The organism is Flavobacterium sp. ACN6, assembly GCF_002304005.1.
Lineage (GTDB): Bacteria > Bacteroidota > Bacteroidia > Flavobacteriales > Flavobacteriaceae > Flavobacterium.
Genome location: NZ_MRCQ01000002.1, coordinates 487,702 through 509,455, shown reverse-complemented (window position 1 = coordinate 509,455; position 21,754 = coordinate 487,702). Strand labels below are relative to the sequence as shown.

At 32.3% G+C, this 21,754-nt stretch carries 27 protein-coding genes and 1 pseudogene; 13 read left to right on the top strand and 15 right to left on the bottom strand.

Going from position 1 to position 21,754, the window contains the following annotated elements; all coding sequences use genetic code 11:
• The first annotated feature begins 45 nt into the window (after positions 1-45).
• From dapF to BSF42_RS05205, 4 genes are all read left to right on the top strand, one after another.
• Entirely contained in the window at positions 46-828 is a 783-nt protein-coding gene (dapF, locus tag BSF42_RS05220) for a diaminopimelate epimerase (protein ID WP_095952047.1), read from the top strand.
• An 85-nt stretch (positions 829-913) separates the two neighbouring features.
• Positions 914-1,447 (top strand): GNAT family N-acetyltransferase, encoded by a 534-nt coding sequence (locus BSF42_RS05215; protein WP_095952046.1) that lies wholly within the window; start codon positions 914-916, stop codon positions 1,445-1,447.
• Positions 1,448-1,457: 10 nt separating this feature from the next.
• The gene (gene mltG, locus BSF42_RS05210; RefSeq protein WP_095952045.1) at positions 1,458-2,498 is read left to right on the top strand and encodes an endolytic transglycosylase MltG; all 1,041 of its coding nucleotides are present in this window, start codon (positions 1,458-1,460) and stop codon (positions 2,496-2,498) included.
• Positions 2,499-2,976: 478 nt separating this feature from the next.
• Positions 2,977-3,615, top strand: coding sequence for a peptidoglycan-binding protein LysM (locus BSF42_RS05205; protein WP_095952044.1), 639 nt, complete (start codon positions 2,977-2,979; stop codon positions 3,613-3,615).
• Positions 3,616-3,745: 130 nt separating this feature from the next.
• Here BSF42_RS05205 and scpA read toward each other — a convergent pair whose 3' ends face one another.
• The 12 genes from scpA to dnaA all read right to left on the bottom strand — a co-directional run bounded on the left by scpA (position 3,746) and on the right by dnaA (position 14,801).
• The gene (scpA, locus tag BSF42_RS05200; protein WP_095952043.1) at positions 3,746-5,884 is read right to left on the bottom strand and encodes a methylmalonyl-CoA mutase; all 2,139 of its coding nucleotides are present in this window, start codon (positions 5,882-5,884) and stop codon (positions 3,746-3,748) included.
• 15 nt (positions 5,885-5,899) lie between these two features.
• The gene (locus tag BSF42_RS05195; protein ID WP_095952042.1) at positions 5,900-6,190 is read right to left on the bottom strand and encodes a type II toxin-antitoxin system RelE/ParE family toxin; all 291 of its coding nucleotides are present in this window, start codon (positions 6,188-6,190) and stop codon (positions 5,900-5,902) included.
• Positions 6,180-6,416 carry a hypothetical protein gene (locus tag BSF42_RS05190; protein ID WP_095952041.1) on the bottom strand — a complete coding sequence of 79 codons (237 nt, stop codon included), beginning with the start codon at positions 6,414-6,416 and terminating at the stop codon, positions 6,180-6,182. The genes BSF42_RS05195 and BSF42_RS05190 overlap by 11 nt, the downstream gene beginning before the upstream one ends.
• A 35-nt stretch (positions 6,417-6,451) precedes the next feature.
• Positions 6,452-7,816: a methylmalonyl-CoA mutase subunit beta gene (locus BSF42_RS05185; RefSeq protein ID WP_095952040.1), complete on the bottom strand. Its 1,365-nt coding sequence runs from the start codon at positions 7,814-7,816 to the stop codon at positions 6,452-6,454.
• 14 nt (positions 7,817-7,830) lie between these two features.
• Positions 7,831-8,163 carry a septum formation initiator family protein gene (locus BSF42_RS05180; RefSeq protein WP_095952039.1) on the bottom strand — a complete coding sequence of 111 codons (333 nt, stop codon included), beginning with the start codon at positions 8,161-8,163 and terminating at the stop codon, positions 7,831-7,833.
• Between the two features lie 158 nt (positions 8,164-8,321).
• Positions 8,322-8,930 carry a uridine kinase gene (gene udk, locus BSF42_RS05175; RefSeq protein WP_057116957.1) on the bottom strand — a complete coding sequence of 203 codons (609 nt, stop codon included), beginning with the start codon at positions 8,928-8,930 and terminating at the stop codon, positions 8,322-8,324.
• A 254-nt stretch (positions 8,931-9,184) separates the two neighbouring features.
• The gene (locus BSF42_RS05170) at positions 9,185-10,066 is read right to left on the bottom strand and encodes an SDR family oxidoreductase (RefSeq protein WP_162614997.1); all 882 of its coding nucleotides are present in this window, start codon (positions 10,064-10,066) and stop codon (positions 9,185-9,187) included.
• 76 nt (positions 10,067-10,142) lie between these two features.
• Positions 10,143-11,270, bottom strand: coding sequence for a methionine aminotransferase (locus BSF42_RS05165; protein WP_095952038.1), 1,128 nt, complete (start codon positions 11,268-11,270; stop codon positions 10,143-10,145).
• A 35-nt stretch (positions 11,271-11,305) separates the two neighbouring features.
• Positions 11,306-12,103, bottom strand: coding sequence for an energy transducer TonB (locus BSF42_RS05160; protein ID WP_095952037.1), 798 nt, complete (start codon positions 12,101-12,103; stop codon positions 11,306-11,308).
• 21 nt (positions 12,104-12,124) lie between these two features.
• A complete protein-coding gene (locus BSF42_RS05155) occupies positions 12,125-12,838 on the bottom strand; it encodes an SAM-dependent methyltransferase (RefSeq protein WP_095952036.1) in 714 nt (237 codons plus the stop codon).
• 59 nt (positions 12,839-12,897) lie between these two features.
• On the bottom strand, positions 12,898-13,365 hold the full coding sequence (locus BSF42_RS05150) for a low molecular weight protein-tyrosine-phosphatase (RefSeq protein WP_095952035.1): 468 nt from the start codon (positions 13,363-13,365) through the stop codon (positions 12,898-12,900).
• Positions 13,366-13,373: 8 nt separating this feature from the next.
• Positions 13,374-14,801 (bottom strand): chromosomal replication initiator protein DnaA, encoded by a 1,428-nt coding sequence (dnaA, locus tag BSF42_RS05145; protein WP_095952034.1) that lies wholly within the window; start codon positions 14,799-14,801, stop codon positions 13,374-13,376.
• Positions 14,802-14,989: 188 nt separating this feature from the next.
• Between dnaA and BSF42_RS05135 the strand changes: the two genes are divergently transcribed.
• Positions 14,990-15,394 carry a thioesterase family protein gene (locus BSF42_RS05135; RefSeq protein WP_095952032.1) on the top strand — a complete coding sequence of 135 codons (405 nt, stop codon included), beginning with the start codon at positions 14,990-14,992 and terminating at the stop codon, positions 15,392-15,394.
• A gap of 31 nt (positions 15,395-15,425) precedes the next feature.
• Here the strand turns inward: BSF42_RS05135 and BSF42_RS05130 are convergent, their stop codons facing one another.
• The 3 genes from BSF42_RS05130 to ribD all read right to left on the bottom strand — a co-directional run bounded on the left by BSF42_RS05130 (position 15,426) and on the right by ribD (position 17,779).
• Complete coding sequence (locus BSF42_RS05130; RefSeq protein ID WP_095952031.1) at positions 15,426-16,058, bottom strand: YigZ family protein; 633 nt, start codon at positions 16,056-16,058, stop codon at positions 15,426-15,428.
• 76 nt (positions 16,059-16,134) lie between these two features.
• Entirely contained in the window at positions 16,135-16,737 is a 603-nt protein-coding gene (locus tag BSF42_RS05125; protein ID WP_095952030.1) for an HAD family phosphatase, read from the bottom strand.
• Complete coding sequence (ribD, locus tag BSF42_RS05120; RefSeq protein WP_095952029.1) at positions 16,730-17,779, bottom strand: bifunctional diaminohydroxyphosphoribosylaminopyrimidine deaminase/5-amino-6-(5-phosphoribosylamino)uracil reductase RibD; 1,050 nt, start codon at positions 17,777-17,779, stop codon at positions 16,730-16,732. The genes BSF42_RS05125 and ribD overlap by 8 nt, the downstream gene beginning before the upstream one ends.
• Positions 17,780-17,877: 98 nt before the next feature.
• Between ribD and BSF42_RS05115 the strand changes: the two genes are divergently transcribed.
• From BSF42_RS05115 to BSF42_RS22835, 8 genes and pseudogenes are all read left to right on the top strand, one after another.
• Positions 17,878-18,363: a GNAT family N-acetyltransferase gene (locus BSF42_RS05115; RefSeq protein ID WP_095952028.1), complete on the top strand. Its 486-nt coding sequence runs from the start codon at positions 17,878-17,880 to the stop codon at positions 18,361-18,363.
• 88 nt (positions 18,364-18,451) lie between these two features.
• Positions 18,452-19,306: a peptide chain release factor N(5)-glutamine methyltransferase gene (gene prmC, locus BSF42_RS05110; RefSeq protein WP_095952027.1), complete on the top strand. Its 855-nt coding sequence runs from the start codon at positions 18,452-18,454 to the stop codon at positions 19,304-19,306.
• Positions 19,307-19,331: 25 nt separating this feature from the next.
• The gene (locus BSF42_RS05105) at positions 19,332-19,529 is read left to right on the top strand and encodes a hypothetical protein (RefSeq protein ID WP_095952026.1); all 198 of its coding nucleotides are present in this window, start codon (positions 19,332-19,334) and stop codon (positions 19,527-19,529) included.
• A 106-nt stretch (positions 19,530-19,635) separates the two neighbouring features.
• Positions 19,636-20,361, top strand: coding sequence for a HEAT repeat domain-containing protein (locus tag BSF42_RS05100; RefSeq protein ID WP_095952025.1), 726 nt, complete (start codon positions 19,636-19,638; stop codon positions 20,359-20,361).
• Positions 20,362-20,733: 372 nt separating this feature from the next.
• Entirely contained in the window at positions 20,734-21,051 is a 318-nt protein-coding gene (locus BSF42_RS05095) for a hypothetical protein (protein ID WP_095952024.1), read from the top strand.
• Positions 21,048-21,227, top strand: a complete 180-nt coding sequence (locus BSF42_RS05090) for a hypothetical protein (RefSeq protein ID WP_095952023.1) — start codon at positions 21,048-21,050, stop codon at positions 21,225-21,227. Before BSF42_RS05095 ends, BSF42_RS05090 begins: the two co-directional genes overlap by 4 nt.
• Complete coding sequence (locus BSF42_RS05085; RefSeq protein ID WP_095952022.1) at positions 21,206-21,529, top strand: hypothetical protein; 324 nt, start codon at positions 21,206-21,208, stop codon at positions 21,527-21,529. Before BSF42_RS05090 ends, BSF42_RS05085 begins: the two co-directional genes overlap by 22 nt.
• A gap of 17 nt (positions 21,530-21,546) precedes the next feature.
• Positions 21,547-21,660, top strand: a pseudogene (locus BSF42_RS22835) (hypothetical protein); the annotation flags it as partial.
• Positions 21,661-21,754: the final 94 nt, after the last annotated feature.

Sequence of the window (21,754 nt, the reverse complement as noted above, 5' to 3'; positions counted from 1 at the left end):
TCATTAATTAATAGTTCGTACTTTTGTACTTCTAATGACTAAAAAATGCAAATAGAATTTTACAAATATCAAGGAACTGGGAACGATTTTGTAATGATTGATAATCGATCAAATTTCTTTCCAAAAGAAGATGTTAAACTTATTGAACGCTTGTGCGACAGACGTTTCGGAATTGGAGCAGACGGATTAATTCTGCTGGAAAATGACACTGAAACCGATTTTAGAATGGTCTACTATAATTCAGACGGAAATCAAAGTTCAATGTGTGGAAACGGCGGCCGCTGTCTGGTTGCTTTTGCCAATCAATTGGGAGTAATTGATGATAAAACTACATTTATTGCTACTGACGGATTACACCATGCTTCTGTTAATGATGATTCAATTGTTTCTTTGCAAATGATTGATGTTAATGAAATACAGAAAAAAGATTCTTATACGTTCTTAAACACTGGATCGCCTCACCATGTTCAAATTGTAGATGATTTGGAACATTATAATGTAAAAGAAAATGGTGCAGCAATTCGTTATGGAGAATTGTATGGAGAAAAAGGCAGCAATATCAACTTTGTAAAAAAAGTAGATAATGATACCTTTTCTTTGAGAACGTATGAAAGAGGTGTTGAAGACGAAACATTAGCTTGTGGAACTGGTGCTACTGCAGTTGCAATAGCGATGAATGCTATTGGAGAAACAGATAAAACGGCTATTAATTTAAATGTTGAAGGAGGAAAACTAGTTGTTTCTTTTGATAAAGAAAATGATCAGTTTACAAATGTTTTCTTAACTGGACCTGCAAAATTTGTTTTTAAAGGAACAATAGAAATTTAATAGTTAAATCCCAAAATTTTAAATCCCAAATACCAATCGAGATTTTTAAAATCTAAAATCTGCAATCTAAAATCTAAAATTGTAAATGATAACACTAAAAGGCGATTCGATTTATCTGCGTGCACTAGAACCTGAAGATTTAGAGTTTATCTATGCTGTAGAAAACGATCAGAATATATGGGAAGTGAGCAACACACAAACCCCTTATAGTCGTTTTTTAATTAAACAATATTTAGAAAATGCCCACCAAGATATTTATGAAGCAAAGCAGCTTCGGTTGGCGATTTGTCAAGACGATGATTTTCCAGCTGTCGGATTAATTGATTTATTTGATTTTGATCCTAGAAATAATAGGGCGGGAATTGGTATTGTTATTCAAAAAAACGAAAATAAAGGACAGAATATTGGTTCTGAGGCTTTAGAGCTTTTGATAAAGTATGCTTTTTATAATTTAAATCTTCATCAATTATACGCAAATATAGGTGTAGAAAATGCAGCAAGTATCGCACTTTTTACTAAATTTGGTTTTGAGAAAATTGGAATAAAGAAAGATTGGATTCTGCATCATAACCACTATCAAGATGAAGCAGTTTTTCAGCTAATTAATAAACAAATTTAAATTTTAAGCTTTGACTCTAAAAAAAATTATCACAATAAGCGCCGTAGCCGTAATTTCAGTTTTAATGATTTATGGTTTTATTTTAATCAGTAAAATTTTTAGTTCTAATACTAAGTTTGAAGAAAAAGAATTATATGTCTATGTACCTACAGACGCTAGTTACGCCGATGTAAAAAAGATATTAACGCCTTACATCAAAAATTTCGACAATTTTGAAATGGTTGCCGAAAAAAGAGATTATCCGCAAAATGTAAAATCTGGACGCTTTCTTTTAAAGAAAGATATGAATAATATTGATTTAGTTAGAGCAATGCGTTCTAATATTCCAGTTAAATTGGTATTTAATAATCAAGAACGTTTAGAAAATTTTGCAGGAAGAATTGGTGCCGAAATAGAAGCAGACAGTTTATCATTATTAAAAGCGATAAAAGATTCTACTTTCATGGCGGCAAACGGTTTCACCGAAGAAAATGTTTTTGCTATGTTTATTCCGAACACCTATGAAATCTATTGGAATACTTCTGCAGAGAAGTTTCGTGATAAAATGATTAAGGAATACAATAATTTCTGGACAGCAGAAAGAATTGAAAAAGCAAAAAAACAAGGATTAACTCCTGTTCAAGCGACTATTTTAGCTTCAATCGTACACAAAGAATCAGTAAAAAAGGACGAAAGACCGCGTATTGCTGGGGTTTATTTAAATCGTCTTCGTTTAGAAATGCCATTACAGGCAGATCCAACTGTTATTTATTCTTTGAAGTTAAGAGACAATAATTTTGATCAAGTAATTAAAAGAGTTTTTTATAATGATTTGGTAATGAAATCGCCATATAATACTTATGTAAATAAAGGACTTCCGCCAGGGCCAATTGCGATGCCGGATATTACAGCTTTAGAGGCAGTTTTAAACCCGGAAAAGAACGATTATATCTATTTCTGTGCAAGTGTGGAGCGTTTTGGATACCATGAATTTGCAGCAACATTGGCAGAACATAATGTAAATGCAAAAAAATATTCTGACTGGATCGCTAGTCAAGGAGTAACAAGATAATTTATTTTTAAAAAAAGAAAGAACCGAAGTCATTTGCTTCGGTTTTTTTTATGTCTAATTTTAATTGAAAATGAATTTCCTGTCGAAAAATTATTGAATTATTATTTTGAGTGTTTTTTGACTATTCTTAATGAAAAAATAAACATTTTTTAATGGTAAATTTTATAAAATTCAAAAAGTACTTTTCAAGATTTGCATAAAAATGAGTGATTTTTTGTAATCTATTTCTTTCTTTTTAGTGTATTTTCCTTAAAATTAATATAAAATTTGATTTTTTTTGCTCCTAAATTTCAATTTTTGAAGGTAAAAAAGGAGACTCAAAATCTTTTGGAATCCATTATTATAACTGGGATCAAAGCGATTTCTACTTTTCTAATAAAAATGGTAAAACGTTGATTTTTAGCATATTTTTAAAATGTCTTATCTTTGCACCGTAGAAATTTCAAGAGGGTGACAGCGTTTTGAAGAAAAACAATTTATGATAAAGAAATGGTATTTTTATGCGAGTTTAGTCGTTATTATTACATTTTTAAGTTTGGGATTTATTCCCTCTAACAAAGAAACCAAACCTTGGTTTTTAATTGAAAAAACAGATGGATCAGAATATATTTTTCCATCAAAAGAAAAGGATGATTACCCGAATACCAACGTCCCATACACAGGGAATCATCTAATAGGTTTTAAAGAAGCAGTTGCTTTTAAAGAATCTCAAGGGAAATACAGACTAGTAAATTCTCTTGGTTATATGGGTAAATATCAATTTGGTTCTAAAGCTCTAAGAGCGATCGGAATTAATGATAACAAAGCCTTTTTAAAAGATCCTGCCTTACAAGAAAAAGCATTTATGGCTTTATTGGCCAAAAACAAATGGATTTTACGTAACGAAATCACAAAGTACGAAGGCAAAATCATCAGTGGTATTGAAATTACCGAATCTGGAATTTTAGCTGCAGCGCATTTAGGTGGTGCAGGTTCTGTAAAGAATTTTTTCAAAAACAAAGGAAGCAGACATTTTAGAGATGCATTCGGAACGTCTTTGAAAAGCTATATGAGAGATTTTGCAGGTTACGATCTTTCTTTTATAGAAGCAGACAGTAACGCAACCGTTAACGACTAAATTAAAAGAGGTTGTTTCGCAATTGTGAAACAACCTCTTTTTCTATTTTTTATTTTCTTCAGAAAGTCTGAAAATCTCAATATTTAATCCTCAAAGGAATTACTGAAAACCGAGACTGAGACTGTAAAACTTAATCTATCAAGGCTTCTAGAATTTTTATAGCCGCTTCACTTATTTTAGTTCCTGGTCCAAAAACCGCAGCTGCTCCGGCATCAAACAAAAATTGATAGTCCTGAGACGGAATAACGCCTCCTACAATTACCATAATATCATCACGGCCATGTTTTTTTAGTTCTTCTATAACTTGAGGAACCAATGTTTTATGACCCGCTGCAAGCGATGAAACGCCTAAAATATGTACATCATTTTCAACTGCTTGTTTTGCTGCTTCGGCGGGAGTTTGAAATAGGGGACCAATATCAACATCAAAACCTACATCTGCATAACCTGTAGCGACAACTTTTGCGCCGCGGTCATGACCATCTTGTCCCATTTTGGCAATCATAATTCTTGGGCGTCTTCCTTCTTGTTTTGCAAAAACATCTGCTAGTTGTTTTGCACGCTCAAAATTCTCGTCATTTTTAATTGCTGCACTATACACACCGCTAAAAGATTTGATTTGTGCTTTAAAACGACCAAAAACGGTTTCCAATGCAGTACTAATTTCGCCTAATGTTGCTCTGTTTCTGGCGGCTTCAATTGCAATTTCTAATAAGTTTCCTTGTCCAGTTTTTGCACAAACGATTAATTTTTCTAGTGAATTATTTACTTTTTCAGAATCTCTGGTTTGTTTTATTTCTTCCAGACGTTCAATTTGCTGTTTACGCACCAATTGATTGTCAACATCTAAAATATCTAGAGGGTCTTCTTTTTCTAAACGGTATTTATTTACGCCGACAATAATATCCTGCCCGCTGTCTATGCGTGCTTGTTTTCTTGCTGCGGCTTCTTCAATTCGGAGTTTCGGAATTCCGGCTTCGATTGCTTTTGTCATACCGCCTAATTCTTCGACCTCTTCAATTAATTTCCAAGTTTTTTCGACTAAATCATTTGTCAAACTTTCTACATAATAGCTTCCAGCCCACGGATCAACTGTTTTGGTAATCTTAGTCTCTTCCTGAAGAAAAATCTGTGTATTACGTGCTATTCTCGCTGAGAAATCTGTAGGAAGTGCGATTGCCTCATCAAGAGCATTGGTGTGAAGTGATTGTGTTCCTCCAAAAACCGCTGCAGAAGCTTCAATGCAAGTTCTGGCAACATTATTAAACGGATCTTGTTCTGTTAAACTCCATCCGCTGGTTTGGCAGTGTGTTCTTAAAGCTAGAGATTTATCACTCTTTGGATTGAACTGCTGTAATAATTTTGCCCAGATCATTCGGCCGGCTCTCATTTTAGCAATTTCCATAAAATGATTCATGCCAATTGCCCAAAAGAAAGATAATCTTGGTGCAAATTCGTCAATTGTCATTCCTGTTGATAAGCCAGTTCTAATATATTCTAAACCATCGGCTAAAGTGTAGGCCAACTCAATATCCGCAGTCGCTCCAGCTTCTTGCATATGATATCCAGAAATAGAGATAGAATTGAATTTAGGCATTTTTTTGCTTGTAAATTCAAATATATCAGCGATTATTTTCATTGAAGGAGCTGGCGGATAGATATAGGTATTTCGCACCATAAACTCTTTCAAAATATCATTCTGAATCGTACCAGCAAGTTTTTCAGGACTAATGCCTTGTTCTTCTGCCGCAACTATATAAAAAGCCATAATAGGAAGTACGGCTCCATTCATCGTCATAGAAACGGACATTTCGTCAAGTGGAATCTGATCAAACAGTACTTTCATGTCTTCAACAGAATCTATTGCAACGCCCGCCTTTCCGACATCGCCAACTACTCTTTCGTGATCTGAATCGTAACCGCGGTGTGTCGGTAAATCAAATGCAATTGAAAGTCCTTTTTGGCCTGCCGCTAAATTTTTTCTATAAAAAGCATTACTTTCTTCTGCCGTCGAAAATCCTGCATATTGTCGAATGGTCCACGGACGTCTTACGTACATTGTAGCGTACGGTCCGCGTAAATTGGGTGCAAAACCAGCTCCGAAATCAAGAAATTCTAAATCTTCTATATCTTTATCGGAATAGTTTTTTTTAATCTCAATTCCTTCAGCAGTTAAAAAGTTTTGAGTTACAGGTTCTGAGTTATGCGTCAGTTCGTCTAACTTATCACTTTTAAAATTAAGCTTAATATGTTTTAGGTCTTTTCTCAATGTAAATGTTTTTATTTAAAATACGTTTAAATCACTATTTCTTGATGTATGAAAAATAGATTTGATAACTACTGAATTTTCATAAATAGAATAATGGATTGCGTAGGGAAAAGTTTTTAAAAATAGTATTCGAATATTGTCGTATCTTATTTGAAATAAAAAAGGGTCTTTTTTTAGAATAGCAACACTTTTTTTAAAAGAATCATTAAATCTTACAGATAATTTTGGATTTATATTTTTATACCAAAATAATGATTTTTTGTAATCTAGTTTAGCTTCATCAAGAATAACTATTCTATAATTCATCTTCAATTTCTTTTAAAAAATCATCAATATCAGTTACGTTACTAGGATTTTTTAGATAGTTCTCTGTTCTTTCTCTAACTTGGTCAATCTGCCATTGCGGTACCTGATAACCTTCATTTTGAACAGGTAAAATAATTACTTCTACTTTTTCTGCTGTGAAATCATCGGGTAATAAGATTGTTACAGAATGGTTTTTAACGGATATAATTTGTCTAATTGCTTCCATAATTAATTTAGTTTTTTTAATAAAATAGTTTAGCTTTATTCCTGCTCCAATCTTTCCTGCTCCATTTTTTCAGCCAATCTCTTTTCGATAATTGGTGTAATTAATGTTTTTCTTGGTTTTATTTTTACAAAAGGAAACAATTCTAAATCATGTTTCATTCTATCTTCTTTATTCGGATATTTATTGGTTCCTAATAAAATTTCTTTCTTAGAATCAAATAATTCTTGCTCTTTATTAGCACTTTCTTGAATTTTATTTTTGATTGTTCCATCGTTCAAAAGTTTCAAGAAACCGCCATTAGCTTCAATATCTTTAAATAAGGCTAAACTTTTTTCAGCGAGCTGTATGGTTAGACTTTCAATATAATAACTTCCGTCGGCGGGATTGTTTACTTTGTCAAAATAGCTTTCGTGTTTTAAAATCAAAAGCTGGTTTCTTGCAATACGATCTCCAAATTCATTGTCTTTGTGATATAAAGCGTCGTAAGGTAAATTAGCAATCGCATCAGCGCCGCCCAAAATTGCCGACATACATTCGGTTGTTGTGCGGAGCATATTGACATTATAATCGTAAATAGTTTTGTTTCGTTTTGTTGGCGTGACCAAAAAATAACATTTTATTTTCGAATTATATTCTGCGGCGATTAAATCGAAAAGCATTCGCAGTGCACGAAGTTTTGCAATTTCGAAGAAATAATTAGTTCCAACGGATATTTGAAAAACAATCGGTTTAGAAAAGTCAGAGAAACGATTGAAGTATTCGTTTGCATGTGCCAGGCTGTAAGCAATTTGCTGTGTTATATTGGCACCAGAATTTTGATACAAACCTAAATCTACACTTAGAAGATTCAAATTTGTTGTGTTTTTAAATAGTAAATCTAAAGTTTCAAAATTATTTTTTTCTGAAGTGGTAAACCAATTTCCATCTCGTGCCAACTGCCCAATAGGATCAAAATTACAGTAAAAAACAGCCTTTTTCTGAATAGAAATAGTATCTAATTTTTTAACGAAATCGATTGAGATAAAACTCAAATTAAAGTAAACGATTTTATTTTCTAAAGGAAGATTCTTTAATAATTTTTGAATATCAATTTTATCATTTTCGATAGTAAAACGTATACTTTCTGCACCTCTTTCTAAGGTGTTCAAAGCTCTTTCTACAGATTTGTCTAGATCGTAAACAAATATATTCTGGCAGATTTTAAAATCTGAAACTTGAGTATTTACATTTGCTGCTTTTGTAAATTCATCGCTATGATAAAAAGGCTTTACCTGAATATCTTCTGGAGAGTTCCAAATAACAGTTTGATTGTAATCGGCTCCATCTAATTCAAACTGAATTTTTTGTTTCCATTGTTTGGATGAAATCGGATTAAAATCGTCGAATAGGTTAGTAGCCATTTTATTTTTTTTGATTATTCTTTTTCTTGAATAGTGTCTCCTTCAAATTGAATGATGTAGATGTCTTCACTGTCTTTTTTCATGAAATACTTTTCGCGGGCGTATTTCTCAATTTGTTCTGGATTTTTTAATTGTTTGATCTGTTCCTGATCTTTTTTTATTTCTTCCTGATAATACTTTTTATTGTCATGAAGTTCATTTATTTGCTCATCCAGAAAGCGATGATCAAAATAAGAGTAGTTATCTAAAAATAACATCCAAACAATAAAAAACAGCAAAACCCAAACGTATTTGTTGCCCAGGTATTTAAACCATTTTTTGCCTTTGTATGGATTTTTTAATTTCATTTTTAAACGAATATTTCTTTTGAATATGCTTGGTTTTTTTAGCCCCGATGGAGCCGGTATCCTTTTTATGGTTTCGTTTCTTTAACGAGACCATAAAAAGATAAAGGCGAGAGCGGGAAACAGCTCCTAATTATTATGGTTTAAATTTACAATAAAAATTATGAAATTCGCTGATTAATTACGGCGCGAACTACATCAATCGCTACAGTATTGTATTTGTCATTTGGAATAATGATGTCTGCAAATGCCTTAGATGGTTCGATAAATTGCTCGTGCATAGGCTTTAAAGTCGTTTGATAACGGTTTAAAACTTCATCGATATCACGGCCGCGTTCTGAAATATCTCTTTTTAAACGACGAATTAATCTTTCGTCAGAATCGGCATGAACGAAGATTTTGATATCGAACATTTCACGTAATTCTGGATTTGTTAAAATTAGAATTCCTTCTACAATCATCACTTTTCTTGGATGGGTCGAAACCGTATCATCTGTTCTGTTATGCTGTACAAAAGAATAAACAGGCTGATCGATTGTCTCTCCCGCTTTTAAAGCTTTTAAATGTTTCTCTAACAATTCAAAATCAATCGCACGAGGATGATCAAAATTAATTAATGCTCTTTCATCAAAAGACAAATTGGTTGTTTCTTTATAGTACGAATCCTGAGAAATTACACCAACTTCTGTGTGTGGCAATTCATTCATAATCTGGTGTACTACTGTAGTTTTTCCACTTCCTGTTCCTCCTGCAATTCCAATAATGAGCATAAAATTTTTGTTTGATATTTGTTTGGCAAAAATAATAATTTAAGTGAATTTTTTATGTATATTAATTATTTAAACCATATAAGTAATGTAAGTAAATTTAAGTAAACAGATGTTTAGATAAAGCTAGACATATTTGAACTTATATCACTTATATAGTAAAAATTATAAAAAAAATCCCGACAGCAGAGCCGTCGGGATTTCGTGCAATCAGTATAGTTTAAAAAAAATATTCTGAATTTAGTAAGCACTTGTAATTATTTATTCTTTTTTGCTTTTATCATCATTTCCAGCTGATCCCAAAGTTCTTCTGGAATTGCTTCTAATAAATTGAATTGTCCTGCGCCTTTCAGCCATTCTCCACCATCGATGGTAATTACATCTCCATTGATATACGATGAAAAATCGGAAACCAAATAAGCTGCTAAATTGGCTAATTCCTGATGATCACCAACTCTCTTTAACGGCACTTTTTTGGCCATGTCAAATTTCTCTGCCAAATCTCCTGGCAATAATCTGTCCCAAGCTCCTTTTGTTGGAAAAGGTCCCGGCGCGATTGCGTTAGAACGAATTCCGTATTTTGCCCATTCTACAGCAAGACTTCTTGTCATTGCCAAAACTCCCGCTTTTGCAGTTGCACTAGGAACAACATAAGCCGATCCTGTCCAAGCGTAAGTAGTTACTATATTTAAAATCGTTGCCGAAGTTTGTTTGGTATCGATCCAGTGTTTTCCAAAAGCTAACGTACAGTTTTTTGAACCTTTTAATACAATATCAATAACGGTATCAAAAGCATTTGCTGACAATCTTTCGGTTGGTGAAATAAAATTTCCCGCCGCATTATTTAAAAGAACATCGACTTTGCCAAAAACTTTTAAAGTTTCCTGAAGCATGTTTTCTACTTCCTCATAATGACGAACATCGCATTGTAAAGGAAGGCATTTGCCTCCAGTCTGGCTTTCCAGTTCAGCAGCTGTAGTTTTTAACTTTTCCAGATCTCTAGAAGTTATCGCTACTTGAGCTCCCAATTCGAGAAAATATTTGGTCATAGCTTTACCTAAACCACTTCCGCCGCCTGTAACGACAATGACTTTGCCTTGTAAAGCATCATCACGTAACATTTTGTCTGTATAGCTCATACTTTTTCTTTTTTTGCAATATTAGTTAAATAAAATAGGATGCATGCATAATAATGTTATAAAATTTCAAAAAACTTTATATTTTGCATAATTTTTTTGCTGCAGATTCTAACGTAAAGTCATCTTTGGCAAAGCAGAAACGGATTAACTTTTGGTCTTTATGATCAGAATAAAAAGTAGAAATTGGAATGGCTGCAACACCATGATTTATAATTAAGTTTTTGCAGAAAGTAACGTCATCTTCATTTGAAATATTGGCGTAAGAGGCAACTTGGAAATAAGTTCCTTCACAAGGTTTTAGTTCAAATTGGCTGTTTTGCATAAGTTGCCTAAAATAATCTCTTTTTTCCTGATAGAATTTGCCAAGCTGGTTGACATCAACAACATCTAAATATTCGCTGATGGCAAATTGCGAAATACTGTTTACACTGAAAACCAAAAATTGATGAACTTTTTTGATTTCTTTCATTAAATGTTCTGGCGCAATGGTGTAACCAATTTTCCAGCCGGTGATGTGAAATGATTTCCCAAAAGAAGAAACCATTATGCAGCGATCTAAAAGAAAGCTTTTGGTATGTGCTGAAATATGTTTTTCTTCAAAAGTGATGTATTCGTAAACTTCATCAGATAAAACTATAATGTCAGGATATTTGGAAAGGATTTTTTCTAGTTGAATAAAGTCAGCCTCGGTTAATATTTTTCCCGTCGGATTATGAGGATTATTAATTATCATCATCCTGCTTTTTGCAGAACAAGCTTTTTCTATCGTTTCCCAATTCGGCGTATAATCATCGTTTAAGGCAACTCTAACTGGTTTTGCTTTGCAAAGTAAAATAGGAGATTCATAAGAATCGTAACTCGGATCGAGAATAATTACTTCGTCATTTTCTTTTACTAAAGCCAGAATTGAAGTGAAAATTCCCTGTGTTGCGCCCGCTGTTACCAAAAGTTCTAAATCAGGATTAATTGTTCTGTTATAAGAATCTTGAATTAGTTTGGCAATTTTATTCATCAACGGAGGATAACCTGCCATTGGAGTATATTGATGTACATTTTCCTTCGCTAATCTTGCAACTATATCTGTTAGTCTTTCGTCAACAGGAAAATTTGGAAATCCCTGCGAAAGATTTATCGCATTATATTCGGCTGCCATTTTTGACATTACCGTAAAAATGCTTGTGGTTGCGTTTGGGAGTTTACTCATGATGAAGTGTGATTGGGGAAAAGAGATGATTAAATTTAATCGACGGCTATAGGAATAGCCTTTAAAACTCTAACAACCTTGTCATTTTGTTTTCCTGGACTCCATTTGGGAGATAATTTTAAAACTCTAATTGCTTCTGCACCTGTTCCATATCCAATATCTCTCAAGATTTTTATATCACTTAAAGATCCATCTTTTTCAATAATAAAAGTAGCATACACTCTTCCTTTTAGATCTTTTTGTGGATTTTTATAGTTATCTTTTAAAAAACGTTCTAGTGCTTCTTGGCTACCTGGAAATTCAGGCATCACTTCTAAGCCAGCAGTATTATATACTTGATTTTCTTCGTCTTCTCTAACTACTTCAGCTATTGGATTATTATTAGTACGGTTGTAAAATTCTAAGGATTCAGCTGAGTCAATGCCTTTTACGGTAATAGGAAATGAATAGTTCCATCTCACATATTTGTTATTTCTTTTTGCGGGAGTCCATCTAGGAGATAATTTTAATACTCTAATTGCTTCTTCACCTGTTCCATATCCAATGTCTCTTAAAATTTTTATATCACTTAAAGTTCCATTTGTTTCAACTATAAAGGAGACATACACTTTTCCTTTTAAATTTTTCACAATCGGCATTCTATAATTGTTTTTTATAAAATCGTTATATAAAGCTTCTGATCCGCCAGGGAACTCAGGTTGTGAATCCACACGTAAATTATTTGTACTGCTGTTGACTATTGCATCAGGATCTGATTTAATAGTTGGCTCTTTGTGTTGAGAAAAAGTATTTTGTATAAAGCAAATTGAAATTAGGAATAAAATTTTTTTCATTATGAAGGTTTTGAGATTAACTTACATTTTATGAATAATAAAAATCGTCGGTCGATTATGTAAATCTACTTTTAATTTCTTCCAATCTGAAATTTTCATTGTTTTAATGAATTCTGTTGGCAGCGTAATATCTGTTGCAATACACAAATGTGTTGACGGACTTACAATCTGTAAAATGTCTTCAACTAATTTATTGTTTCTATATGGTGTTTCAATAAAAATCTGCGATTGATTTTTATCGTGAGATAATTTTTCAAAATGCCTCAAAGCTGATTTTTTCTCGTCTTTGTCAATAGGCAAATAGCCATTAAAAGTAAAACTTTGACCGTTCATTCCAGAAGCCATCATCGCTAATAGGATAGAAGAAGGCCCGACTAAAGGAACGACTTGAATTCCTTTTTCATGCGCCAGTTTTACAATGACCGCCCCAGGATCTGCAACACCTGGACAACCGGCTTCGCTCATTAAGCCCATATTTTTTCCTTCTAATAAAGGTTTGATAAAGTCTAAATGTTCGCTTGGTTCTGTACGTTTGTTAAGGGTAAAAAGCACCAATTCGGACTGTTTTTTTTCAGGATAAACTGCTTTTATTGATTTTCTAGCCGTTTTATCGTTTTCAACGATATAGTGATCTATAAGTTCGATACTTCTTTTTACTGTCTGTGGTAAAACGTCCATCGGATCGCTTTCGCCCATTGTAGTTGGAATTAAATATAGTTTTCCTAGAAGTTTCATGTGTATGTGTTTAAATTAAAAAATTCAATTATCTCATTTTTTGAAACAATTGAATTAAGTTAAGCGTGTTTTTTGATTAGTTTTTCAGCGATAAGATCTGTCACTTCGTCAAGCATTTGATAGACATTCTCAAATCCGTTGGAAGCTCCAAAATAAGGATCTGGCACATCTACATTTTCGTCTGGAAATAATTCATTTAGAATTAAATAAACTTTACTTTTTTGCTCTGGACTTTTGGCAAGATTATTTACATCATTGAAATTGGAATTATCCATTACAAAGATGTAATCAAATTCGTCAAAATCACTAGTTTTAATCTGCCTTCCTTTTTGTTCGCTGATATTAATTCCGTTTTTTCGGGCAACTTCTATCGAGCGTTTGTCTGGACAATGTCCTACATGCCAAGAACCTGTTCCTGCAGAATCAACAAAGAATTTATCTTTAGGTAATTTAGAAGCTAAAATTCCTTCTGCTAGGGGAGATCTACAGATATTCCCTAAACAAACCATTAGGATTTTTACAGGCATGATGCGTCTTAAAGCGTTAGTTTTTTATTGATGTCTTCAACAAACTTTTTAAATTGTTTGTCTGTAGAAACTAAGTTATCAACTGTTTTGCAAGCGTGAAGAACAGTTGCGTGATCACGATCTCCAATTTGGGAACCTATATTTGCCAAAGAAGCTTTGGTGAATTTTTTAGCAAAAAACATGGCTAATTGTCGTGCTTGCACAACATGCCTCTTTCGGGTTTTAGATTGAAGTGTTTCAATGTCTAATTGGAAATAATCTGAAACGATTTTTTGTATATAATCGATCGAGATTTCTCTTTTTACATTTTTAACAAATTTCTCTACAACACTTTTTGCTAGTTCAATCGTAACTTCTTTTTTGTTGAAAGATGACTGCGCGATCAATGAAATAATAGCACCTTCAAGCTCTCTAACATTAGTTTTAATATTACGAGCTACATATTCTAAAATATCTTCCGGCATTTCTACACCATCACGATATAAAATATTTTTTAAGATCGATACACGGGTTTCGTAATCAGGCTGATGCAATTCTGCAGACAATCCCCATTTGAAACGAGACAATAATCTTTGTTCGATATCCTGCATATCAACAGGCGCTTTATCTGAAGTTAAGATTACTTGTTTTCCGTTTTGATGTAAATAATTGAAAATATGGAAGAATACATCTTGCGTTCCTGATTTTCCAGATAAAAACTGAACATCGTCAATAATTAAAACATCGATCAATTGGTAAAAATGAATGAAATCATTACGATTATTCTTTTTTACAGAATCAATATATTGTTGTGTAAAAATCTCAGCAGAAATATATAAAACGGTCTTTTCCGGATACTTATCTTTTACTTCTACGCCTATAGCATGTGCTAAGTGTGTTTTTCCTAAACCAACTCCTCCAAAAATCAATAACGGATTAAATGAAGTTCCTCCAGGTTTATTGGCAACAGCCATACCTGCAGAACGAGCCAGACGGTTGGAATCTCCTTCTAAGAAATTGTCAAAACTGTAGTTGGGATTTAACTGAGACTCAATTTTTAAATTTCTAATTCCAGGAATTACAAACGGATTTTTTAGTTCAGGATTTAAGTTTTTAAACGGAGCATCAACCTCTTGCGGTTTCATTGGCACTCTGTTGGAACTTGGCAGCTGTTCGGTAAACGGCTGTTTGTTTCCATAAGTGTTCTCCATTTTAATTTTATAGAGTAACTTTGCGTTTTTTCCTAGTTCTTTGGTAAGCGCAACTTTCAATAATTTTACATAGTGCTCTTCGAGCCATTCGTAGAAAAATTTACTTGGAACTTGAATGTATAATGCATTATCGGTTAGCTCAACTGATTTGATTGGTTCAAACCAAGTTTTGTATGCTTGATCTTGAATATTATCCTTTATAAAGGACAAACAGTTTTCCCATACCGATTGAGCAGTTTTAGTCATAGATTCAGATAAATTTTTATTATTGTTGATAAAGATTCTCCTAATAAAATAGGAGCAATTTTATTCCGTATTTCGGGATAACAAATATGTGAACAAATTTCTGTAAAAAAAAATATTTTGTCATCTAATTTTATAAAAAAAAGTTGTAAGTAGGCTTTTTTAATTTGAATTTTTTTAATCTCTAAATAATGAAAAATCACCAGACTCAAGTAAGAGTTCGTTACTCAGAAACCGACCAGATGGGAGTCGTTTATCACGGAAATTATGTTCCTTATTTTGAAATCGGACGCGTGGAATGGCTTAGAAACAAAGGGGTTTCGTATAAAAGCATGGAAGAAAGCGGTATTGGTCTGCCAATTGTAAACATGAATATAAGTTACAAAAAATCGGCAAGATACGACGAGCTTTTAACAATTCATACGACTTTCAAAAGTCACTCTTCTGTGAAGATTGAATTTGACTGCGAGATCTATAATGAGTCAAATGAGTTATTAACAACTGCGACGTTTATTTTGGTATTTATTTCGTTAAAAACGGGTCGTCCGACAGCTCCTCCAGATTATATTTTAGAAATATTTAAATCGCTAGAATAATTGTTAAATCGTTTAAAGATTTTATACTAATTTAGATAATTTTAATATCGATTTCGAACATTAAATCAAAAATGCTGAACACTGTTTCGGCATTTTTTTTTCGTGTTTTGATCGTAATTTTGCCAATTGGCAGTCCTGAAATTTCATCCATTTCCATTTCCTGAGATATTATTTCTAATTTTTTCTCTTTGATCACGCGCATTACTTTATTCATGTTTTTATAATCAAATGAAATTAAAAATGATTCGTCAATTGTTTTTTCGACAATTTCACAAATTTCCAAAGTCATTTGAGCTGTTGTTCGGTAAGCACTGATTAAGCCGCCTACGCCTAATTTTACTCCTCCAAAAATCCGAACAGCCACAACAAGAACGTTAGTTAATCCAAAAGATTGTATTTGCCCGTAAATTGGTGCTCCTGCAGTATTGCTTGGTTCGCCGTCATCGTTTGTCCGGTATGAAATTTTATTTCCAACGCCCAATTGGTATGCATAACAATAATGCACCGCGTGCGGATGTTGTTTTTTTAGATCTTCAATAATTGGTTTTACTTCGTCTTCATGATCTATCGGAAATGCGTAGCCAAAGAATTTACTGCCTTTTTCTTTAAACAGTATTTCTTCAGATGCAAAAGCAATAGTTTGATAAGTGTCGTTAATTTCCAAATGTTAAGCTTTAAAATTGTTTTTAGCCACAGATTAAAAGATTAAAAGATTTTTTGTTTTGTGAAATCTGTGGAACTTATAATAATCCTTTGGTAAATAAATCTACCACATCTTCTTTTCCAACTTGAAGATTCCATACTTTAATTCCTAAAGCGGCCGCGCTGTCTGTGTTTTCTTTTTTATCATCAACAAATAAAGTGTGCTCTGGAACTAAATTGTGTTTGTCGATTAAGAATTGGTAAATTTTCGGATCTGGTTTTCTCAATCCTATATCAAATGAAAAATAAACTTTTTCAAAACAGTTATAGAAATCTTTGTAAAAGCCCGCTCCGTTTTGTGTCTCAAATGTGTTGATATGAATAGAATCGGTATTGCTTAATAAAAACAAACGATATTTTTTGGATAATTCTTTAAGGAACTCTAAACGGTACAAAGGAAAATCTGCCAGTACGGCATTCCAGGATTTTAGAATATCCTCTTTAGAAGCATTGGGCAATTGTTTTTGAAAACCTCCAATAAAATCTTCTGGTGAAATATCGCCAGTTTCAAACGAAAAATTAAGCTCGTTCAATTCTGTATTCCATTCTGTCATTCCTAATTTCTGTAAACCAGAAATTGTGGCAGGTTTATCCAAATTGATAAAAATATCTCCAAAGTCAAAAATTATAGTATCAATCATAATTTCTAATCTGTATTAGTTCGTCGTTTATAATAGTGGTTTTAATGCTGTTTTTTCTAGAAATCACTGGAGCCTTTGTTCCGCTTCCAAAACTTGGTTTTCCAATAAAAACTCGGACTTCATCCCAAATGTTTTCGTCTATAAAAGATTGGAGCGTTTGTCTTCCGCCTTCAATTATTATAGATTGAATTTGATTTTGGTATAAAACATCTAAAATCTGTGGAATGGTATTTTTGGAGAAATCAATTACTTCAAATTGTGTGTTTTCGGTTGATGATTTTATTTTCTCATTAGAAAAAACAATAGTTTTTACAGAGTCGTCAAAAACAAAACTGTTTGTCTCTATTTTATTTTCACGATCGATTATAACTCTAACGGGATTTGTACCACTCCAATCTCTGGCATTCAATTTCGGATTGTCATCAACAACAGTTTGTGTCCCGACTAAAATAGCCTGTTCCTCGGTTCTCCATTTGTGAACCAATTGTCTAGAATATTGATTGGTAATCCAAATTGGTTTTCGATCTTGATCGGGTGTTTTTTCAGGCGCTAAATATCCATCCTGACTTTCTGCCCATTTTAGTATAATGTACGGTCTCTTCTTTTGGTGAAAAGTAAAAAAGCGTTTGTTTAATTCGTTGCATTCTTTTTCTAAAACTCCAACCGTAACATTTGCTCCGGCTTCAATTAATTTCAGAATTCCTCTTCCTGCTACTTTTTCATTAGGATCGACGGTTCCAACAACTACATTCGGAATTTCATTTGCAATAATCAAATCACAGCAAGGAGGTGTTTTTCCAAAATGACTGCAGGGTTCTAGACTTACATATATTGTTGCTTTCTTTAACAGTGATTTATCTTTCACAGATTTCACTGCATTTACCTCTGCATGCGGTTCTCCAGCCTTTTTATGCCAGCCTTCGCCAATAATTTGATCTTCGTAAACAATTACACTTCCGACCATTGGGTTCGGATATGTAGTTCCGAGCCCATTTTGTGCCAGCTCGATACAGCGTTTTATGTATTTTTCTTGTATATTCACAGTGTAAAAGTAGTTAATTTTTGAGTTTATGACTAAGTTAAGAAACTATCAAAAAAGTATATTTACTTTTGTGTTTATAATGTTTTAGATTAAAAAAAATGGTAAATTGGCTAATACGAGCAATTGAAAAAGAAGACAATCAGGCAGTTGCCAGTTTAATAAGGTCTGTTTTTGATGAATTGGAAATACCAAAAGTCGGAACTGCTTACGAAGATCCATATTTGGATTTAATGTTTGAAGAATATAGTAAAGCAAAATCTGCGTATTTTGTTGTAGAAAATGAAGGAGAAATTGTGGGTTGCGCCGGAATTGCGCCTTTAGAAAATGGTGATCCAGAAATCTGTGAATTACAGAAAATGTATTTTTTGCCTAAAACCCGCGGATTAGGAATAGGGGCAAAAATGATGGAAAAATGTTTGGAACAAGCAAGGGACTTTGGTTTTGAGAAATGTTATATCGAAACTATGCCTTTTATGCATGCGGCTCAAAAGTTGTATAAAAAATCTGGTTTTGAATATCTCGATGCACCGTTAGGATCAACAGGACATTGTTCCTGTCCTGTATGGATGCTGAAAGTTTTGTAATTAGAAATTGTAACAAATTAGTGTTAAAGAGACTTATTGAATTGTAAAATCAGTTTTAAGCTGATGCCATAATGTTCAAAAAATTGAAATGAAAATTAAACAATACCGCACTCAATTTATTAAAGAATTATCGCCTTTTTACGATGCGTATGAAGCGGAGAGTTTTTTTTATTTAATTCTGGAAGAGAAACATAAACTTCGTCAGATTGATTTAGCCTTGAATCATGAATTGACTTTTGAAGAAAATGATTTTGTTATATGGGACGAGCTTGTAAAACAGTTAAAAAAAGAGGTTCCTATTCAATATTTACTTGGGAAAACAAATTTCTACGGTTTGGATTTTGAAGTAAATGAAAATGTTTTGATTCCAAGACCAGAAACAGAAGAATTGGTAGAATGGATAATTAATGAAAATTCAAATCCAGATAAATCAAAAAAAATAAAAATTTTAGATATCGGAACAGGAAGCGGCTGTATTGCTGTTTCACTGGCAAAAAACCTGCCTAATGCGGAAGTTTTTGGTATTGATGTTTCTAAAAAAGCTATTGAAACTGCAAAAAGAAATGCGGTCAAAAATAATGTCGATGTAACTTTTGTTCTCTTGGATATTTTGGAGACAGAGGAATTAAGATGCAATTTTGATATAATTGTTTCTAATCCACCTTATGTTCGAAATTTAGAAAAAGAAGAAATTAAAAAAAATGTCTTGGATTACGAGCCCCATCTGGCACTTTTTGTAGAAGACAACGATGCTTTAATTTTTTATAGAAAAATTGCTTTACTGGCACAAAAACGTCTTTTTGAAAAAGGGAAATTATATTTTGAAATTAATCAATATCTAGGAAAAGAAATGATCGATTTACTTGAAAATATGAGTTTTAAAAATATTGAATTGCGAAAAGATATTTATGATAATGACAGGATGTTGAAAGGGAATATTTAAAGTGTTCAATATCAAATAGATATGAATGCTAAAAGAAGCCTTACTTAGAGGTGTAAATGATCCAAATAGTGGTTTAAGCCAAGAAGCTAGAGATTTTAATATTGAGAATAATGGCAATAAAGTACCTCCAGGTTACAAAGTATCTCACGAACAACCTCTATATACAGCTTCTTCAAATGAAGGTAAAGCCGGTCTTGATAATTCAGATAACATGAGAACATAACCTAAAGATATACATAGAGAAAGGCATATGGTTTGCGGAGATCAATATCATGAGTTTGAGCATGTAAATAAACCTCATGAAAATAATTGATTAAAATTTTCGAGATATGATTACTATACAAGAATTACAAGAAGATTATAAAAGATTTAAAGAAGAAAATTCTTTACAGAAAAATATTTTCAAATTGAAGAAAGAATTATTGTCTTCGGATTCTGATAATTTTCTAGAATTCCATTATGAGATTTCTTATGATTTATCTCTGAAAGATGGTATTCGAAATATGATTAAGTCTTTTTTTTATGCAGATGTAGATAATAATAGAGATAAAAATAAGGTGGCTGCTTTCTTATATGGAAAATATCTTGAAATATTGAATAATAAAGGTAAAGGGGAGCTACTAAGAATGTTAGGACATCTGCGAATTCCATTAGCCAAAGAATTGGCTGAAAAAGAAATATCTTCGCCTGATTATGACCTGAGATATAACAGTATTATTGTATTGGGTTGGACAGGAACTCCAAAAGATCTGGATGTTTTGAACAATCGGATGATTAAGGATAGCAATCCTTTACTTAGAGGATATTGTGCTACTTCTATGAGGCAAATTTGGCATCGAAATCCAGATACAAAAAATGAAATAGTACTCTATATATATAATGCAATTCATATAGAAAAGGACAACGATGCTTTAGTCGGAATGATTATTACTATTCAGGATTTATATATGAGAAAGTTTGGTATTAAAGAAAGTCATTATGGAGATATATCTGGAAATGTAACAAAAGCTAAAGGAGAGGTTGTGAAATTTTTAAATAAAACAATTAAATTATGAAATACTTTTATAGTGATGTTTTAGATGATAAACCCAATTAATATCATCAAAAAAAAACGGTTATTGTAAATAAATGATGAGAATGACTACATATAAAATCTACAAAATGACTCCTAATATTTTTCTTATTATACTTTTGATAGTAGGAATTTGGATTATCAGACCTTTCATTGAAATAAGTGATAGAGATGTTTTTTTATACAAGAAAAATTCAGAATGGATAAAAATTGAAAATATATAAGTAATTGAAAGTTATAAAGATTTTGGTATATCTAACTGGAATTTTTATGTAAAGACACGGTTAAAAATAAATTTTACTTAGTTAACTTTTATACAACTTTTAAAAGTGAATATCCGGCTATCAATATTGATATGGGTAATATTTATTTATATGTCAATCTTGAAGAAAAAAGAAAGGGAGACTATAACTATCCAATAGTAGCATTAAATTATGCAACCTTGGATGATTTAAAAGACCAATTAAGTGAGGATAAATATACATTTAATGTAAAAAATTATCTTCGTTATGGTCAAGGAGACAAATATATCTCTGCTCAAAATACAAAGCAGAAAATCAAAATAGGAGGTATTATAGCAATATTGATTGTTGTGTCTACAGTAATAGGGATGGGTTATTACATCGTGCAGGATAAGAAAAAGAACAAAATATCAAATAGGGAAATAAAATGAAGAAATTAGAAGAGGTTCAAAAAAGATTTGTTGATGTTTTAAAGGATAAATTTTATAATAAAGAGATTCCTCCGAACTTAAATTTTAATCAATATTTAGATATCGGTAGGGCAATTTTATCTGGTCTTTTACAGCACTTACTAGAAAAAAATGATTGGAAAAAGATAATTGGATAGATGATATCTTAATACGAGATATAAAAGTCTTACCAAATAAATTAAGTATTTTGGGTAACATAATCTATGGGAAATCGGGTACAATTAATGAATGGGTTACTCCTCTTTTATTTGAAATATCATTAAATGCTGATTGGACTGATTTTATAGCTTATAAGTGCTTTCTAGGAATAGACAAGGAGGAAGAATTAGAATATGTAATCTATAATAAAAAAAGAGATGAAAAGGATAAATATTTCAACCAACATTTTTATAGACCAAAAGATAATTGGGAATATGTTTTTTTGGTAAACAAATCGTAGAGAATTAAAATCATTTCAATCTGGAACTATTAGATAATGAAAACTATTATGTAACCGAAGATGGAATATTGGTGCATAATGGCAATAAAGTACCTCCAGGTTATGAAGTATCTCACGAACAACTTGTATAGACAGCTTCTTCAAATGAAGGTAAAGCCGGTTTTGATAATTCAGATAACATGAGAACAAGGTTTTTAGTATTCAGTTTTGGTTTGCGACAAAATT

Bases quoted from the DNA above. Each gene is read 5' to 3' on its own strand.
- dapF (WP_095952047.1), top strand. From the start codon at position 46: ATGCAAATAGAATTTTACAAATATCAAGGAACTGGGAACGATTTTGTA.
- BSF42_RS05215 (WP_095952046.1), top strand. From the start codon at position 914: ATGATAACACTAAAAGGCGATTCGATTTATCTGCGTGCACTAGAACCT.
- BSF42_RS05205 (WP_095952044.1), top strand. From the start codon at position 2,977: ATGATAAAGAAATGGTATTTTTATGCGAGTTTAGTCGTTATTATTACA.
- BSF42_RS05195 (WP_095952042.1), bottom strand. From the start codon at position 6,190: ATGAATTATAGAATAGTTATTCTTGATGAAGCTAAACTAGATTACAAA.
- BSF42_RS05190 (WP_095952041.1), bottom strand. From the start codon at position 6,416: ATGGAAGCAATTAGACAAATTATATCCGTTAAAAACCATTCTGTAACA.
- BSF42_RS05185 (WP_095952040.1), bottom strand. From the start codon at position 7,816: ATGGCTACTAACCTATTCGACGATTTTAATCCGATTTCATCCAAACAA.
- BSF42_RS05180 (WP_095952039.1), bottom strand. From the start codon at position 8,163: ATGAAATTAAAAAATCCATACAAAGGCAAAAAATGGTTTAAATACCTG.
- udk (WP_057116957.1), bottom strand. From the start codon at position 8,930: ATGCTCATTATTGGAATTGCAGGAGGAACAGGAAGTGGAAAAACTACA.
- BSF42_RS05170 (WP_162614997.1), bottom strand. From the start codon at position 10,066: ATGAGCTATACAGACAAAATGTTACGTGATGATGCTTTACAAGGCAAA.
- BSF42_RS05165 (WP_095952038.1), bottom strand. From the start codon at position 11,270: ATGAGTAAACTCCCAAACGCAACCACAAGCATTTTTACGGTAATGTCA.
- BSF42_RS05160 (WP_095952037.1), bottom strand. From the start codon at position 12,103: ATGAAAAAAATTTTATTCCTAATTTCAATTTGCTTTATACAAAATACT.
- BSF42_RS05155 (WP_095952036.1), bottom strand. From the start codon at position 12,838: ATGAAACTTCTAGGAAAACTATATTTAATTCCAACTACAATGGGCGAA.
- BSF42_RS05150 (WP_095952035.1), bottom strand. From the start codon at position 13,365: ATGCCTGTAAAAATCCTAATGGTTTGTTTAGGGAATATCTGTAGATCT.
- dnaA (WP_095952034.1), bottom strand. From the start codon at position 14,801: ATGACTAAAACTGCTCAATCGGTATGGGAAAACTGTTTGTCCTTTATA.
- BSF42_RS05135 (WP_095952032.1), top strand. From the start codon at position 14,990: ATGAAAAATCACCAGACTCAAGTAAGAGTTCGTTACTCAGAAACCGAC.
- BSF42_RS05125 (WP_095952030.1), bottom strand. From the start codon at position 16,737: ATGATTGATACTATAATTTTTGACTTTGGAGATATTTTTATCAATTTG.
- BSF42_RS05115 (WP_095952028.1), top strand. From the start codon at position 17,878: ATGGTAAATTGGCTAATACGAGCAATTGAAAAAGAAGACAATCAGGCA.
- prmC (WP_095952027.1), top strand. From the start codon at position 18,452: ATGAAAATTAAACAATACCGCACTCAATTTATTAAAGAATTATCGCCT.
- BSF42_RS05105 (WP_095952026.1), top strand. From the start codon at position 19,332: ATGCTAAAAGAAGCCTTACTTAGAGGTGTAAATGATCCAAATAGTGGT.
- BSF42_RS05100 (WP_095952025.1), top strand. From the start codon at position 19,636: ATGATTACTATACAAGAATTACAAGAAGATTATAAAAGATTTAAAGAA.
- BSF42_RS05095 (WP_095952024.1), top strand. From the start codon at position 20,734: ATGGGTAATATTTATTTATATGTCAATCTTGAAGAAAAAAGAAAGGGA.
- BSF42_RS05090 (WP_095952023.1), top strand. From the start codon at position 21,048: ATGAAGAAATTAGAAGAGGTTCAAAAAAGATTTGTTGATGTTTTAAAG.